Source organism: Nocardiopsis dassonvillei (assembly GCF_964273065.1).
Classification (GTDB): domain Bacteria; phylum Actinomycetota; class Actinomycetes; order Streptosporangiales; family Streptosporangiaceae; genus Nocardiopsis; species Nocardiopsis dassonvillei_B.
Genome location: NZ_OZ186815.1, coordinates 6001804 through 6016422, shown reverse-complemented (window position 1 = coordinate 6016422; position 14619 = coordinate 6001804). Strand labels below are relative to the sequence as shown.

General features: G+C 72.5%; 15 protein-coding genes. 6 read left to right on the top strand and 9 right to left on the bottom strand.

From position 1 onward, the window contains the following. Window positions 1-106: 106 nt before the first annotated feature. Both ACSUPR_RS26780 and ACSUPR_RS26775 read left to right on the top strand, forming a co-directional pair. Window positions 107-1678, top strand: coding sequence for an MFS transporter (locus ACSUPR_RS26780; RefSeq protein WP_436887495.1), 1572 nt, complete (start codon window positions 107-109; stop codon window positions 1676-1678). 99 nt (window positions 1679-1777) lie between these two features. Continuing rightward, complete coding sequence (locus tag ACSUPR_RS26775; RefSeq protein WP_436887493.1) at window positions 1778-3127, top strand: FAD-dependent oxidoreductase; 1350 nt, start codon at window positions 1778-1780, stop codon at window positions 3125-3127. 228 nt (window positions 3128-3355) lie between these two features. Here ACSUPR_RS26775 and ACSUPR_RS26770 read toward each other — a convergent pair whose 3' ends face one another. The 5 genes from ACSUPR_RS26770 to ACSUPR_RS26750 form a co-directional block, all read right to left on the bottom strand. Beyond that, entirely contained in the window at window positions 3356-4288 is a 933-nt protein-coding gene (locus ACSUPR_RS26770) for an NAD-dependent epimerase/dehydratase family protein (protein ID WP_436887491.1), read from the bottom strand. Next, window positions 4285-4908 (bottom strand): dTDP-4-dehydrorhamnose 3,5-epimerase family protein, encoded by a 624-nt coding sequence (locus tag ACSUPR_RS26765; protein WP_436887489.1) that lies wholly within the window; start codon window positions 4906-4908, stop codon window positions 4285-4287. Before ACSUPR_RS26765 ends, ACSUPR_RS26770 begins: the two co-directional genes overlap by 4 nt. Next, window positions 4905-5645 (bottom strand): class I SAM-dependent methyltransferase, encoded by a 741-nt coding sequence (locus ACSUPR_RS26760; protein ID WP_436887488.1) that lies wholly within the window; start codon window positions 5643-5645, stop codon window positions 4905-4907. Before ACSUPR_RS26760 ends, ACSUPR_RS26765 begins: the two co-directional genes overlap by 4 nt. An 8-nt stretch (window positions 5646-5653) precedes the next feature. Further along, complete coding sequence (locus tag ACSUPR_RS26755) at window positions 5654-6775, bottom strand: DegT/DnrJ/EryC1/StrS family aminotransferase (RefSeq protein ID WP_436887487.1); 1122 nt, start codon at window positions 6773-6775, stop codon at window positions 5654-5656. 78 nt (window positions 6776-6853) lie between these two features. Further along, window positions 6854-7960 (bottom strand): nucleotide disphospho-sugar-binding domain-containing protein, encoded by a 1107-nt coding sequence (locus tag ACSUPR_RS26750; RefSeq protein ID WP_436887486.1) that lies wholly within the window; start codon window positions 7958-7960, stop codon window positions 6854-6856. Between the two features lie 199 nt (window positions 7961-8159). Here ACSUPR_RS26750 and ACSUPR_RS26745 point away from each other — a divergent pair, with 199 nt between their 5' ends. The 3 genes from ACSUPR_RS26745 (at window position 8160) to ACSUPR_RS26735 (ending at window position 10357) form a co-directional block, all read left to right on the top strand. Next, window positions 8160-8957, top strand: coding sequence for a phytanoyl-CoA dioxygenase family protein (locus tag ACSUPR_RS26745; protein ID WP_436887485.1), 798 nt, complete (start codon window positions 8160-8162; stop codon window positions 8955-8957). A gap of 6 nt (window positions 8958-8963) precedes the next feature. Then, entirely contained in the window at window positions 8964-9536 is a 573-nt protein-coding gene (idi, locus tag ACSUPR_RS26740; RefSeq protein WP_436887484.1) for an isopentenyl-diphosphate Delta-isomerase, read from the top strand. Window positions 9537-9931: 395 nt separating this feature from the next. After that, the gene (locus ACSUPR_RS26735) at window positions 9932-10357 is read left to right on the top strand and encodes an Hsp20/alpha crystallin family protein (RefSeq protein WP_436887483.1); all 426 of its coding nucleotides are present in this window, start codon (window positions 9932-9934) and stop codon (window positions 10355-10357) included. 222 nt (window positions 10358-10579) lie between these two features. Here the strand turns inward: ACSUPR_RS26735 and ACSUPR_RS26730 are convergent, their stop codons facing one another. The 3 genes from ACSUPR_RS26730 to ACSUPR_RS26720 form a co-directional block, all read right to left on the bottom strand. Continuing rightward, a complete protein-coding gene (locus ACSUPR_RS26730; RefSeq protein ID WP_436887482.1) occupies window positions 10580-11764 on the bottom strand; it encodes an MFS transporter in 1185 nt (394 codons plus the stop codon). A 338-nt stretch (window positions 11765-12102) separates the two neighbouring features. Further along, a complete protein-coding gene (locus tag ACSUPR_RS26725) occupies window positions 12103-12471 on the bottom strand; it encodes a VOC family protein (protein WP_436887481.1) in 369 nt (122 codons plus the stop codon). Window positions 12472-12499: 28 nt separating this feature from the next. Beyond that, window positions 12500-13117, bottom strand: a complete 618-nt coding sequence (locus ACSUPR_RS26720; RefSeq protein ID WP_436887480.1) for a stage II sporulation protein M — start codon at window positions 13115-13117, stop codon at window positions 12500-12502. A gap of 105 nt (window positions 13118-13222) precedes the next feature. Here ACSUPR_RS26720 and ACSUPR_RS26715 point away from each other — a divergent pair, with 105 nt between their 5' ends. Continuing rightward, window positions 13223-13966, top strand: coding sequence for a MerR family transcriptional regulator (locus tag ACSUPR_RS26715; protein WP_436887479.1), 744 nt, complete (start codon window positions 13223-13225; stop codon window positions 13964-13966). On the opposite strand, the gene ACSUPR_RS26710 is transcribed toward ACSUPR_RS26715, so the two are convergent. Continuing rightward, window positions 13959-14597, bottom strand: a complete 639-nt coding sequence (locus ACSUPR_RS26710; RefSeq protein WP_436887478.1) for a stage II sporulation protein M — start codon at window positions 14595-14597, stop codon at window positions 13959-13961. The genes ACSUPR_RS26715 and ACSUPR_RS26710 overlap by 8 nt on opposite strands. Between the last annotated feature and the right edge of the window lie 22 nt (window positions 14598-14619).

The following is a 14619-nucleotide window of genomic DNA, read 5'->3' as shown; positions in this document are numbered from 1 at the left end:
GTCCCGGAGCGCGACCGGAGCCTTTCCGGAACACCGGGACGCCAGGGTGGTGGACGAGGCGTGCCCGCGTCACGGCACCGCGACCCTGGAAGGACGGACACCACCCATGTCCCCCGACGAAACGACCGGCGCTCCCGCCCAGAGGGCGGGAACGCGCGAATGGCTCGGCCTCGCCGTCCTGGCGCTGCCGACCATCCTGCTGTCCCTGGACTTCACGGTCCTGCACCTGGCGCTGCCGCACCTGGCGGCGGACCTGGCTCCGACCAGTGCGCAGCAGCTGTGGATCCTGGACATCTACGGCTTCATGATCGCCGGGTTCCTCATCACGATGGGCACCCTGGGGGACCGTATCGGCCGACGCCGGCTGCTGATGATCGGTGCCGTGGCCTTCGGCGCGGCCTCCCTGGTGGCGGCCTACTCCACCAGCGCCGAGATGCTCATCGCCGCCCGCGCCTTCCTGGGCGTGGCGGGCGCCACGCTGATGCCCTCCACCCTGTCCCTGATCACCAACATGTTCCACGACCCCAAGCAGCGGGGCGTGGCCGTGGCGGTGTGGCTGAGCTGCTTCTCCGCGGGCGGGGCCGTCGGGCCGATGGTCGGCGGCGTCATGCTCCAGTGGTTCTGGTGGGGTTCGGTGTTCCTGATGGGCGTGCCCGTCATGGCGGTGCTGCTCATCGCGGCCCCGCTCCTGCTCCCGGAGTTCCGCGATCCCGCCCCCGGGCGGCTGGACCTGGTCAGCGTCGCGCTGTCCCTCGCGACCATCCTCCCCGTCGTCTACGCGATCAAGGAGGCCGCGGCCGAGGGATGGAACCCGGTGGTGGTCGCCCTGCTGGTCGGGGGCGCGGTCTTCGGCTGGCTGTTCGTGCGGCGCCAGCGCAGGCTGGAGAGCCCGCTGATGGACCTGGCCCTGTTCCGGCTGCCGCCGTTCACCGTGGGCCTGGGCGGACTGCTGCTGGGCACGGTGGTCCTGGGCGCGTTCGTCCTGCTGTTCGCCCAGTACCTCCAGCTGGTCCTGGAACTGTCCCCGGCCGTCGCCGGCCTGTGGATGGTCCCCTACGCGGTCGCCAACATCGCCGGCGCGATGCTGGCCCCCATGGTGGCGGCACGGCTCAAGGCCGCCAACACGATCGCCCTGGGCCTGCTGGTGGCGGCCGTGGGCCTGATCGTGTTCACCCTGAGCGGGGTGGAGGCGGGCCCGCTCCCGGCCGTGGTGGGCAGCATGCTGATCACCTTCGGGCTGAGCCCGCTGATGGTGCTGGTCATCGACCTGGTCATCGCGTCCGCGCCCAAGGAGAAGAGCGGTTCGGCCTCGTCCATGTCCGAGACGTGCAGCGAGATCGGCATGGCACTGGGCATCGCCACCCTGGGCGCGCTGGGGACCGCCGTCTACCGCTTCCTGATGGCCGACTCCGTGCCCTCCGGTGTGCCCGAGGAGGAGGCCGGCGCGGTCCGCGACAGCCTGCCCGGCGCGGTGGCGGCGGCCGAGGACCTGGAACCGTCCCTGGCGGCGGAGGTCCTGGACGCGGCGGAGCGGGCTTTCATGACGGGGCTGTCCGTGGTGGGCTACACCGGTGTGGCCATCGTGCTCGCCGTCGCCGTCATCACCTTCCTGTTCCTGCGCGACGTCCCCGAGGAGACCGAGGAGGAACAGCAGGAGGAACAGCACCAGGAGAGCTGACGGCAATATCCTGCTATTCATCGCAGCGCCGTCGAAAAATAAAATGGGAAGGGCAGAGGAAATCTCCGCCCTTTCCATTCTTTTTCGGAGGCCTGACGCATGCCGGAGCACAAGAGGATCGCCGTTGTCGGCGGAGGAATGGCGGGCTGTGCGGCCGCCCGGGAACTGACGGCGGCGGGGAGGGAGGTCGTGCTCTTCGAGGCGGCCGACGGCCTGGGCGGCCGGGCCCGGTCCTGGCGCCGGCCGGAGATCGAACCCGAGGTCGGGATCAACCTGATGTGCGCCAGCATGTACTCGACCATGTGGGGGATGATCCGCGAGTACGGCCTGGAGGGGGAACTCGAGAAGATCTCCAGCAACCTGCTCGTCTCCGACGGCGGCGCCGTGGCCCCGCTGCCCTCCGACTCCATCCCGGCGCTCCTGCGCTACCGGCACGTGGGGCTGCGCGACCGGCTGGCCTTCCTGTACTCGTCGATGCGGGAGATGCTGGTGAACGGGCGGACCGGTCGGATCGACCTGTTCGAGCCCGAGCGGCTGGCCGAGTTCGACGACGGCACCACGGCCACCGAGTACGGCCGGAGCCTGATGTCGCACCGGGGCTTCGACTACATGCTGCGATCGCAGATCGAGGGCTTCTGGAACTTCGACTGCGACGGGATCTCCGTCTCGCACGCCCGGGCGATGCTCGCGCAGATGGGCGGTGCCGAGTTCTTCGTGTTCCGGGAGGGCATGCAGGTCCTGGCGGAGCGCAACGCCGCCGACGCCCGGGTCCTGCTGCGCCACGAGGTGTCGGAGGTACGCCTGGAGCACGGCCGGGTGGTCATCTCGTCCCAGGGCGCGGAGGGGGAGGACGGCGGGGACTTCGACGCGGTGGTGGTGGCGGTGCCCGCCCCGTTCGCGGCCAAGATCATCGCCTCGCTGCCCCGAGAGGCGGTGGACGACCGGATGCGCGACTACCTGGAGAGCCAGGAGTACGAGCCCGCGCTGTCGATGTCCTACCTGGTGGACGCCGGCGCCCTGCCGCCGGAGACGCACATCATGGCCGGCGGCGCGCAGGATCCCCGGATCCGGAACATGATCACCTATCCGCGCCGGGTGAGGGGGGCCGACGGAACCGTCCGCGACCGGCTGCTGGTGTTCGCCTACCCGGGGCGGGCCGTCACCCGCCGCCTGCTGGGGCGCACGCCCGAGGAGCAGTACGCGGCCGTCACACCGCTGCTGAGCAGCCTGTGGCCGGACTTCCCCAAGGACCCGGAGCCCTTTCAGGTGGCCGAGCGCCCCTACGGGTTCCCCATCCCCTCGCCGGGCCGGTACCGGGCCTCGGTGGCCGCCACCCGGGGCCAGCGGCCGCCCGTGGTGTTCGCGGGCGACCACTTCAGCTCCCCCACCACCGAGGCCGCCATGCGCTCGGGCATCCGGGCCGCCCGCAGCCTCCTGAATGCCGGCTAGGACCTGTTCTTCGAGTGCCGTCCTGCTCCGCGGGGGGTGTGTGAGGCGCCGGCGGGGTTCTGGGGGCCCGGAGGGGATGTCCCAGGAACGGGGATGCCCCCGTGGGGCCGGGGGTTCCCGCCCTCCGGGGGCGCCGAACGCGGACCGGAGCGGAGCGGAGGTTCGAAAAACACGGCCCAGCGGCCGGGCCCGGCGGTCGCCGCCCCGCTGAGGCGTCGACCGCCGGGCTCAGGCGTACCACATGTCGTGCAGGGAGTCCCGGACCGGGACGACGGGTCGCCATCCCAGGAGGCGCCGCGCGGCCCCGATGTCGGCGAGCATCCAGCCGCCGCCCATGCCGGCGACGGGTTCGAGCACCTCGCGCACCCGTTCCGGGGCGACCTCGGAGGTCCGGCGCAGCCAGGCGACCATCTCCCCGATGCCCACCGCCCGGCCTCCGCCGACGTTGAGGGCGTGCCCGGAGGCATCCGGCCGGTCCCCGGCGAGCACCACCGCCCGGGCCACGTCGCGCACGTCGACGAAGTCGCGGCGGTCCCCGGTGACGCGCAGGGAGACCGTCTCCCCCGCCACGGCCCGCCGGAACCGGTCCAGGAGCACACCGGGGAAGGAGGCCGGCGAGGGGTGCGGTCCGCAGACGTTGGCCACGCGCAGGACCACGGCGTCGACGCGGCCCTCCCGGGCGGCGCGGACGACGGTGTCCGAACCCGCGTGCTTGGTGCGGGCGTAGGCGTTGGCCGGCCTGGGCGTGGCGTCCTCGCGAACGGCCGTCCCCTCGGGGACCGGACCGTACTCGTGGAGGGTCCCCAGGTGCACCAGCCTGGGCGGGCGCGCCATCGCCCCGACGGCCTCGACCAGGGAGGCGACCGCCCGGACGTTGCACTTCTCCAGTTCCCGTTCGGACCGGTGCCAGCCGTCGCGGGAGTTGGCCGCGTCGGTCGCGTTGACCACCACCCGGGCGTCGTGCTCGGCCAGCAGCCGCGCGATCTCCCCCGGGCCGGCCTCGGCCAGGTCGAGACGGTGGAAGGGGATCCCCCGGACGTGCGGTGCCGGCCCCCGGGCCACGGCCACGACCGGGCGACCGGTGCGGGCGTGGGCGGCCAGCACGTGCCGGCCGATCCAACCGGTGGCCCCGAGTACCACCACCGTCCCGGATCCGCTCATACCGGGGCCTGCCGGCTCCACAGGGCCTCCTCCAGTTCGACGCAGGTGCGGTGGTCCGGCAACCCGCCCTCCTCCATGACCCGGGCCAGGCGTGGCGCCGTCCGGTCCCGCTCGGACAGGATCGGGGCCGGGTCGTCGGGCAGGTCCAGCCCCAGGTCGGGGTCCAGCGGGTACAGGGCCCGCTCGTTGCGGGGGTCGTACTCCACCGACAGGGAGTAGGTGACGATGGTGTCGTCCTCCAGGGCGACGAACAGGTGGCCGACCCCGACGGGCAGGTAGAGCGCCACGGGGTCCGTACGGTCCAGCAGGACGCTCTCGTGGTGGCCGAAGGTCGGCGAGCCCATGCGAAGGTCGACGGCGATGTCCAGCGCGCGGCCGCGGGGGCAGTGCACGTACTTGGCCATGCCGGGCGGGGCCTGGGTGTAGTGCACGCCCCGCACGACGCCCCGGCGGGAGACGCTGTAGCTGGTCTGCACGACGGGGAACAGGTCGTGGCCGGAGACCCGGCGCAGCTCCGCGCCCTGCAGGGGTGTGGCGAAGAGTCCGCGCTCGTCGTCGAAGACCTCGTAGGGCAGCAGGTAGGCCCCCTCGATGCCGAGGGGGCGGGCACGACGGGTCACGCCTCTCCCCCGGCGACACCGACGAACAGGCCGGGCCCGGAGCCGGGGAGGTACTCCACCGAGCAGCCGGCGGCGGCGAACGCCTTCTCGTAGACCTCGCGCCGGTGGACGGCCAGGACGTGCACGTCGACGAAGTGCTCCGCTCCCTCCTCGGGGGAGGCGACGGTGTAGTGCACGTCCATGTGGTGGGCGTCGTCCCGGTACACGCTGTGGGACACGCGCGCGATGGTGCGGTCCCCGGCGGTGACGAGCGCGCTGGAGACGTGGTGTTCGGTGGCCCTCTCGGGGAAGTACCAGGGCTCCAGCACGATCACACCGCCGGGCTCGGTGTGGGCGGCCAGCCGGGCCAGGGCCGCCTCGACCTCGGCGGGCCCGGACAGGTGGGCGATGGAGCTGAACATGCAGGTGACCGCGTCGAAGCGGCGCCCCAGGTCGAAGGAGCGCATGTCTCCGCGGTGGACGGGGACGCCGGGCAGGTTGGCGCGGGCCAGCCGCACCATGTCCTCGGCCAGGTCCACCCCCTCGACGCGGTCGAAGGAGGCGGCCAGGTGGCCCAGGTGGGTGCCGGGGCCGCAGGCGACGTCCAACAGGGAGGAGGCGTCCGGGCGGCGCTCGCGCACCAGGCGCTCCATCTCGGCCGCCTCGGCCGCGTAGTCCTTGCCCCGTCCCAGGTAGACGGCCTCGTAGATCTCTGCGCGGCGGTAGATCGCGGTGAGGCGGTCGTCGTGACTGGTCATGCTTCTCCTCAGAGTTCGTCCAGGACCTTGCGCAGGGCGGTGATGACCCGCTCCTGGTGCTCGCGGGGCAGGCTGGGGTACATGGGCAGGGAGAAGATCTCCCCCGCCAGGGCCTCGGTCACGGGCAGGGAGCCCGGCTCCACCCCCAGGTGCGCGAAACCCGACATGGTGTGGACCGGCCAGGGGTAGCTGATGTTGAGGTGGATGTCGTGCTCGCGCAGGCGCTCGATGATCGTGTCGCGCTGGGGGTGGCGGACGACGTAGACGTAGTACACGTGCTCGTTGCCCTCGGTGGTGACGGGCAGGCGCAGGCCGTCGGGGGACACGAGGTCGCCCAGGCCCTCGGCGTAGCGGCGGGCCACATCCCGGCGCCCCGCCACGTAGTCGTCCAGGCGGGTCAGCTTGCGCCGCAGGATCTCGGCCTGGACCTCGTCCAGACGGCTGTTGTGCCCCGGCGTGGCGACGACGTAGTAGACCTCCTCCATGCCGTAGTAGCGCAGTCGGCGCAGGGCCCGGTCGACCTCGGGGTCGTCCGTCACCACCGCCCCGGCGTCCCCGTAGGCCCCGAGGACCTTGGTGGGGTAGAAGGAGAACGCGGCCGCGTCCCCCATGGTCCCGGCCGGCCGGCCGTGGTGCAGGGCCCCGTGCGCCTGGGCGCAGTCCTCGAGGACCGCCAGGCCGTGGCGGTCGGCGACGTCCCGGACCGCCGCCATGTCCACGCACTGGCCGTAGAGGTGGACCGGCAGCAGCGCCCTGGTGCGTTCGGTGACCGCGGCCTCCAGCAGGCCGGTGTCCATGAGCTGGTCGCTCTCCCGGACGTCCACGAACACCGGGGTGGCGCCCACGGCGTCGATGGCGACCACGGTGGGGGCGGCCGTGTTGGACACGGTGACCACCTCGTCGCCCGGGCCCACGCCCAGTGCGCGCAGGCCGAGGGCGACCGCGTTCGTGCCGTTGTCCACTCCGACGCAGTGGGCGAGGTCGTGCCGGGCGGCGAACTCCCGCTCGAAACCGAGCACGCTCTCACCGAGGATGAGCCTCCCCGAGGCGAAGACGGTGCGCACGGCGTCGAGGACGTCGTCGCGCTCCTTCTCGTATTCCGGCAGGTAGTCCCATACACGGATGGTCATGTCGTCCTCACTCCTGTTCCTCCTCCACCGGATGCGGGGCCCTCCGCGTCCGGCCGCGGCCGGACGTCGCACGGAGGGTCATCGGGAGAACTTCTCCAGCAGGCCGACGATCTCCGCCGGCGAGGGCAGAGCGGCCATCTGCTCCGACAGTCCGCGGGCGCGCTCACGGTAGGAGGGCTCGGACAGGAGCCGTCCGCAGGCGGCCGCGATGTCCTCGGTCCGCTGGGAGCCCGGTTCGAGGAGGATCCCCGCCCCGTGGTCCGCCAGGCGGCGCATGGCGTCGGCGGAGACGTCCTGTTCGACGATGAGCTGGGGGACCCCGGCGCGCAGGGCGGCCATGTCGGTCACGCCGCCGCCGTGGTGGAGGATCACGTCGCAGGTGGGGGCGACCACGTCCAGGGGCGCCCAGCCCACGTGGGCGCCGGGCAGGTCGTCCCGCACCTGGGCGGCGACGTGCTCGGCGGCCCCGAGCACCACCTCGACGCCGAGGTCGGCGACGCCGCGGGCCATGTGGACCAGGGCGCCGGGGTCGGGCACCCGGGCCCCCGCGGTGATGTAGACACGCGGCCGCTCGTCCCTGGTGTACATCCACGGCTCCAGGGGGCGCTGGGGGTTGACCGGCAGCCAGCGCATGGGCTGCCGCCCGGCCTCCTGGCCCGGGACGCGCAGCCCCGGGGGGCAGATGTCGATCCACAGGTCGGGGTCGGGAACGGCGTCCAGGCCGCGCCGCCGGAGCTCGGGGGCCAGGACCTCGCGGGCGCCGGGGGCGTAGATGGCGGAGTCCGTGCGGTCCCACTCCAGGCGCACGGACGGCACTCCCAGGGTGTGGGCCAGCAGCGGGGCGGAGTAGAACATCGAACCGCCGACCACCAGGTCGGGCCGCCACTGCTCGGCCAGTTCGAGCAGCGCCGGCTGGCTCCGCAGGGCGATGTCGGCGTAGATGCGGCCGACGGCGACGGCCTGCTGGACCGGGTCCGCGGGCGCGCTGCCCATGAACTCGGCCACGTCGGCCCCCGTGACGGGGGCGATCGTGAAGGGGGTGAGGCCGATGGCGGCGATGTCCGGGACCACCCATTCGATGCCCCCGACCACGACCTCGTGGCCGGCCCCGCGTGCGGCGTAGGCCAGGGCCGCGTGGGAGAAGATCGGCGAAGGACTGTTCCCCGGTATGAAGAGAATGCGCATGGGAATTCACTTTTCTGCGGCAGGTGAGAACTCAGCCCAGGTTGGTCGCGGCCCCGGGGCGGGACAAGGGGCGCGAATCCGGTTTGTCATGTCGTCCGGTCGGGCGGAAATCGCGACATGACACAGTGAGCGCCGCATTCCCTCCGCCGGGGTGTCCGGGCGTTAGAAACGGGGTGAACGCCTGGAAGGGAGAACGGCCGTGACCGACGACACGGAACTGACGACTCCGGAGAACCTGACGGAGGAGGCGATCCGCAAGTACCGCGAGGAGGGTTACCTCCACATCCCCCGGGTCCTGACGGACGAGGAGGTCGCCGAGTGCTACGCGGACGCGAAGAAGCTCATCGAGGAGGAGAAGGGGGGTGTGTGGGACGACTCGGTGGACGAGATGGTCAAGGACAAGGGCGCGACCGTCATGCAGTGGCTGGAGGAGGCCGAGACCCGCAGCGAGGCCCTGCGCCGCCTCGCCCTGCACCCCCGGGTGACCACCATCGCCGAGATGATCTCCGGTCGCCCGCTGCGCATGTTCCGTTCGGAGATCCTGCGCAAGCCCAGGGACAACTCGGCGGCCACCCCGCCGCACATCGACGAGCCGTACTGGCCGTGGCAGGGCGGTGTCACGATGACGGCCTGGGTGGCCCTGGTGGACGTGCCGGTGGAGCGGGGGTGCATGTCGTTCGTGCCCGGTTCGCACAAGATCCCGCAGCCCGGCCCCGGTGACTGGGACATCTTCTCCAAGTACCCCGAACTGGCCTGGCGGCCCCGGGTGACGGTGCCGCTGCGGGCCGGCGGGTGCACGTTCCACAACGAGCGGGTCGTGCACATGGCCGGGGCGAACCTGAGCGACTCCGACCGCCTGTCGCTGGGCACGGTCTACATCGACGCCGAGACCCGGTTCGACGCCGACGCGGGCTTCTCCGAGGAGGACCTGGGGTTCGGCCCCGGCGACCTCATCGTCGGGGACAAGTACCCGCCCGTGGGCACGTTGGCCGGTTGACCGGCCGTGTCCGAGAGCACCGGGCACAGGCCCGGACGATCCGCGATCCTGGTCGAACTGGTCGACGGCGCCGGGGCGACGATCGCCACACGGGAGAAGCTCGCGGCACACCGGCCGCCGGGCCAGCCGCACCGGGCGTTCTCGGTGTTCCTCTTCTCCCCTGACGGCCGGATGCTGCTGCAGCGCCGGGCGGAGGGCAAGTACCACTCCCCCGGCGTGTGGTCCAACACCTGCTGCGGCCACCCGCTGCCGGGGGAGCCGCCGTTCCTGGCGGCGGTCCGGCGCACCGTCGAGGAGCTGGGGGCGGCGCCCCGGACCCTGGCGGCGGCGGGCACCGTCCGCTACGACCTGGAGGACCCGGTCTCCGGACTGGTCGAGCGGGAGTTCAACCACCTCTTCGTGGGCCGGATCGCGGACGTCCCGCGACCCGACCCCGCCGAGGTGTCCGAGACGGCCCTGGTCACCCCCCAGGAGCTGAGCGGGCTCCGGGAGGACTCGGCCTTCTCCGTGTGGTTCGGGACGGTCCTGACCGCGGCCGCACCGGAGATACGACGGCTGGTGCCCGAACACCCCTGGTGAGGGTTCCGCCACCGCGCCCCGGGCCCCGCGACGTTGCGCCAGACGTCGCGGGGCCCGGCACCGTCGTGGGGTCTGCGGGCCCGGAGCCGCCCGTGGGGCCTGGCAGCGTCGGTGGTTCCGGCACCGTCCGGGGGACCTCCGAAGGTGGCTGAAGGCGGCACCGGCGGCGGGGCCCGGCACCGCCCGGGGAGGCGGCCGCGGGCGAGGGCCGCGGGACCGCAGGGAGCGGCGGCCGGGAGGGGGCGGGGGGAGGAGCGGGAGGGAGCGGGGACCGGGGGTTCTCTCCCGGTTTTTACCGTCCGCAGACTTGACAAGCCCAAGGTGGTCAATAAAGTTGAGTGTGTTCGCATCAAGTCATCGACATTGAAGTCGAGGGTACTTGGAGGTGACGAGCGATGCTGATGCGTACCGACCCGTTCCGGGAGTTCGACCGGATCGCCCAGCGGCTGCTGGAGAACGGTCGGCCGACCGTCATGCCGATGGACGCCTACCGTGAGGGCGACGACTTCGTGGCCCACTTCGACCTGCCGGGGGTCACCCCCGAGAGCATCGACCTCGAGGTCGAGCGCAACGTCCTCACCGTCAAGGCGGAACGCGCCGGACTGCGGGATGACGACCTGGAGCACATCGTGAACGAGCGGCCCAGCGGCACGTTCACCCGCCAGGTCTTCCTCGGTGACACCCTGGACACCGAGCGGATCACGGCGGACTACGCCGACGGCGTGCTCACCCTGCGCATCCCGGTGGCCGAGCAGTCCAAGGCCCGCAAGATCGTGGTCGGCCACGGCTCCGGTCACGAGCAGTCCGCGATCAAGGCGTGACGGGCGGACGCCTCTTCCCTTCCTCTCCTGCGGGGGCCGCGTGCGGGCGCGGCCCCTCTCCGCGTGTCACCGGTCGCGCGGGCGATGAGCTCCCCGATGTCGGCGTCGGTGAATCCGTGTGCACGGGCGATGTGGAAGAAGTCCGATCCGACGGATCCGCGCAGTGGGCGGGCGGGTCCGGGTGGCCGGGAGGAGGGCCCGCGCAGGGAGCAGGAGGGCCGGTCAGCGTGCGGTGGCGGCGGCCGTGATGAGGACGGCGGCGGAGAACAGCAGGGCTCCGGGGGCTCCCACCGCTCCGGCGACGGCGGACGCGGCGGCGGGGATGGCGACCTGGCCCAGCCGGTTGCCCCAGATGCGCAGGGCCAGTGCGGAGCCGCGCGCCCCCTCGGGGGCCAGGGTGGTCACCTCGGCCATGGTGAGCGGCTGGCCCAGGCCCAGGAGGAACCCGCCCAGGCCCAGCACCAGGGCCAGCACGGCGAACCCGCCCAGCGGCAGGGCCACCAGCGTCAGTGACAGCCCGGCGACGGCGGTGCTGGCGGCGATGAGGGTGGTACGCGACCAGCGGCGCAGCATCCACGGCAGGGTCAGCCGGGAGAGCAGGGAGGAGCCCGCGCGCAGGCTGAGCAGGACGCCGACGAGCACCGGCGGGATTCCCCGGCTCTCGGCGATGAGGGGCAGGTAGGCGGTGAGGATGTCCACCGCGGACAGCAGCGCCAGGCTGGCCAGCAGGGCGGAGGGCATCCGGCGGCGGCGCAGCAGGTCCAGGGTGGGCACCGGCGGCGCCGCCTTCTGCTCGGCGGTACGCCGCACCGGGCGCAGCCGCAGCAGCGGCAGCAGGGGCAGCGCGCCCAGGGCGGCGACGGCCCCGGCGACGACCAGGGCGGTGGAGGTGGACGCGAGCAGGGCGGCGCCGGAGGCGTCGGCGAGGATGGCGCCGGAGACCAGGGGTCCGGCGAGCTGGCCCAGGGAGGCTGCGGCGGTGAACCAGCCGAAGTCGCGGTCCAGGTGCTCCGGGCGCGAGTGGCGGGCGATGAGGCCCTGCCCGGCGACCATGCACAGCAGGTGGCCGACGCCGACGACGGTGCTGGCCAGGGCGAGACCCGCGAGTCCGCCGGCCAGGGACAGCAGCAGCCCGCCCGCGGCGAGGATGAGCGAGCCCAGGCCGACGATCCAGGCGATGCGCGCCGAGCGGTCGGTGGCCCGGCCCAAGGGGACGGCGATGACCAGGGGCAGGAGGGCGTAGGCGGCGGTGATGAGGCCGACCTCGACGGCGTCGCCGCCGACGGCGATGGTGCGGTAGGAGATGAGGGGGCGGGTGAGGTTGAGCGCGGTGTGGGTGAGCACCACGCTGCCCAGCAGGGCCCAGAGCCAGCGTGTGCGTTCCGGGGGTTCCGCCGCGTCCGCCATGGTCCCCTCCCGCGCCGTGCTCCGCCGCAGCACCCCGCACGTGGTCCCATGACGGGATCACTCACTTCTCGGCGCCGAACGACAGGGGCATCGTATCGGGGACACGGAGGGTGAAAACGGGCGGGGCGCCCCGCCGCTCGTCCCCGCGGTCCCCGTTCGGCTCCGGACTCCCAGGCGCGGGGACGCACGCGGAAGGTGTACCCCCGGCGTCAGCGGGATGCCGATGATGAACACGTCCACCGCGAGGCCTCCGTCCATGGCCTCGGGCATGTCCCCGTCCACGGCGAACGGGCCGGTCGGCAGGGGTACTCCGACGGAGGCGGAGACCGGAGGGACGTTCAGGAGCGGCCGGCGTCGATGACGCAGAAGCGGTTGCCCTCGGTGTCGGCGAGGACGACGAAGTCGGGGTCTTCCGGGTAGAGGTCCCAGTCCACGCGCTCCGCGCCCAGGGCCACGAGGCGGTCCACCTCGGCGGCCTGGTCGGCGGCGTCCTCCGCGTAGAGGTCGAGGTGGACCCGGGGGTGCTCCTGGACGGGTACGTCACTGAGGCCGAGGGCGATGTGGGTTCCCGGGCCGCGGGCGGGGACCAGGACGACCCAGCGGTCGGTGCCGGGCTCACGGGGGGTGTAGTCGAGGGCCGCGGTCCAGAAGGCCGTCGCGCGGGCCACGTCGGAGACGCCCAGCACGACCGTTCGGAGGTTCAGCATCCCCCGATTCTGCCCGACGCCCCGGCGTTCACGGCCGGAACATCAGCGGGACGAGGTAGACCAGCTCGAAGGCCTCGTAGACGGCACCGACGATGAACAGCGCGAACGCGGGCAGGCTCAGCCAGCCGGCCTGCCGGAGCCCGTGGAGGTAGCCCCGGCGGCGGTTCGGGGCGCCGACCGCCGAGGGCTTCACCCAGGCCAGGCCCAGCAGGTAGGCGGCGAGCATGACGAGGATGTAGGCCTGGAACTCGATGATGATGGTCGGAATGTGCGGCACCATGACCTTCGCCGTGACCGCGTCGACAGGGGCGAGGGCCACCCCGAAGGTGAACGCCTTGTAGGCGGCGAGGGCGATCCCGGAGAAGGGCACCACCATCGAGGGCAACAGGATCATCGGCAGGGCGACCGTCAGGAGGTTGACCCCGAGGATGGTGAGCGCGAACAGCCAGACGTTCTCCAGCAGTCTGACCACCAGGTCGGCGGTGCCGTCCGCCTCCATGGACGCGGTCCGCGCCGCGTGCAGGTCGGGGAAGGCGAACGCCGCGGCGACGCCGATGAGGAACAACCCGAACATGATCGCGTTCATGGCGAGGTAGGCGCGCAGGTTCGCGCGGATGATGCGGAGGGGCTCTCGAAGGCGGTGCATGGTGTCCTGTCTCCGTGCTCGGGGACGCCTGGTCGGCCACCACTTCAGACCATGCCCCCGGGGCATGGTCAAGCCCGGCGCGGGAACGGAATCGGAGGAGGGCGCATGACGTGGAGCACCCGGCAGATCGCCGAGCTCGCCGGAACGACGTTGAAGGCCGTGCGGCACTACCACGAGATGGGGCTGCTGGACGTACCGGAGCGGACGTCGAACGGATACAAGCAGTACGGTGTCCCGCACCTGATCCGCCTGGTGCAGATCAGGCGGCTGAGCGAGCTGGGGATCCCGCTGTCGGAGATCGCGGCGCTGGAGGACGAGAGGCGGGAGCCGGAGGAGGCGATCCGCGCGCTCGACGCGGAGCTGGAGGCGAAGATCGACCGGCTGACCCGGGCGCGCGAGGAGCTGGCCGACCTGCTGCGCCACCGCGCCCCGGTGCACACCCCGCCCGGGTTCGCCTCGGTCTACGGCGACCTGTCCGAGCGGCAGCGGTCGCTGCTGGCGGTCTACTCGACCGTGTTCAGCGAAAAGTCCATCGAGGAGTTCCGCGCGCTCATCAGCGAGCCGGATGCGACGGAGCAGGAGTTCGAGGCGCTGTCGGCGGACGTGGACGACGCCGCGATCGCCGATCTCGCCGAGCGTCTGGTGCCGGTGGCCCTGCGTGCGCGCACGGGGAGCCCCGGGGCGGCGGACCCGGTGTCGGACTCGCCGCGGGGCCCCCGTCAGGCGGCGCGGGCGATGGCCGCGGCCGCCGCGGAACTGTACAACCCGGCGCAGCTGCGCGTAATGAAGCGCCTGGTCGAACTCCTGGCGGAGGTCCCCCCGGACACGGACCCCGAAGGGCTCACATGAGGTAGGTGATGGAGAGGGCCTCGTACACCGCGCCGACGGCGAGCAGCGCCAGCGCGGGCAGGCTCAGCCATCCCGTCCGCCTCAGCCCGCGGACGTACCCCTGACGGCGGGTGTCGGCGCCGATCGTCCGGGGACGCAGCCAGCCCAGGCCCAGGATGTAGGCGCCGAGCATGACCAGGACGTAGGCCTGGAACTCGACGAGGAGCGTCACCGAGTGCGGGACCAGTGTCCGCGCCGTCTCCCCGTCGACCGGGGCGATGATCACGCCGACGGTGAACGTGCTGTACGCGAACAGGGCGATGCCGGAGAAGGGCACGACCATCGAGGGCAGCACGATCACCAGCAGGGAGGCCCGCAGCACGTTGTTCACGAAGATGGCCAGGCCGAACAGCCAGGGCGTCGCGAGCAGCGGCTCGACCAGGTCCGCCGTACCGGCCTCCTCCAGTGCGGCGTGCTGGGCGGCGTACAGGTCGGGGAGGAGCAGCCCGGCCCCGACGCCGAGGAGGAGGGCGCCGTACACGAGGGCGTTCATGGCGAGGTAGGCGCGGAGGTTCTCGCGGATGATCCGGAAAGGTGTGCGGAGGAGGCGCATGGTGTTCTGCTCCGTGGTCGGAGGTGCTCGGGTCGCCACCACTGGAACACCTGCCCTCGGG

Excerpts from the sequence above, each read along its gene's own strand:
- ACSUPR_RS26780 (WP_436887495.1), top strand. The coding sequence starts at position 107 with ATGTCCCCCGACGAAACGACCGGCGCTCCCGCCCAGAGGGCGGGAACG.
- ACSUPR_RS26775 (WP_436887493.1), top strand. The coding sequence starts at position 1,778 with ATGCCGGAGCACAAGAGGATCGCCGTTGTCGGCGGAGGAATGGCGGGC.
- ACSUPR_RS26770 (WP_436887491.1), bottom strand. The coding sequence starts at position 4,288 with ATGAGCGGATCCGGGACGGTGGTGGTACTCGGGGCCACCGGTTGGATC.
- ACSUPR_RS26760 (WP_436887488.1), bottom strand. The coding sequence starts at position 5,645 with ATGACCAGTCACGACGACCGCCTCACCGCGATCTACCGCCGCGCAGAG.
- ACSUPR_RS26755 (WP_436887487.1), bottom strand. The coding sequence starts at position 6,775 with ATGACCATCCGTGTATGGGACTACCTGCCGGAATACGAGAAGGAGCGC.
- ACSUPR_RS26750 (WP_436887486.1), bottom strand. The coding sequence starts at position 7,960 with ATGCGCATTCTCTTCATACCGGGGAACAGTCCTTCGCCGATCTTCTCC.
- ACSUPR_RS26735 (WP_436887483.1), top strand. The coding sequence starts at position 9,932 with ATGCTGATGCGTACCGACCCGTTCCGGGAGTTCGACCGGATCGCCCAG.
- ACSUPR_RS26730 (WP_436887482.1), bottom strand. The coding sequence starts at position 11,764 with ATGGCGGACGCGGCGGAACCCCCGGAACGCACACGCTGGCTCTGGGCC.
- ACSUPR_RS26725 (WP_436887481.1), bottom strand. The coding sequence starts at position 12,471 with ATGCTGAACCTCCGAACGGTCGTGCTGGGCGTCTCCGACGTGGCCCGC.
- ACSUPR_RS26720 (WP_436887480.1), bottom strand. The coding sequence starts at position 13,117 with ATGCACCGCCTTCGAGAGCCCCTCCGCATCATCCGCGCGAACCTGCGC.
- ACSUPR_RS26715 (WP_436887479.1), top strand. The coding sequence starts at position 13,223 with ATGACGTGGAGCACCCGGCAGATCGCCGAGCTCGCCGGAACGACGTTG.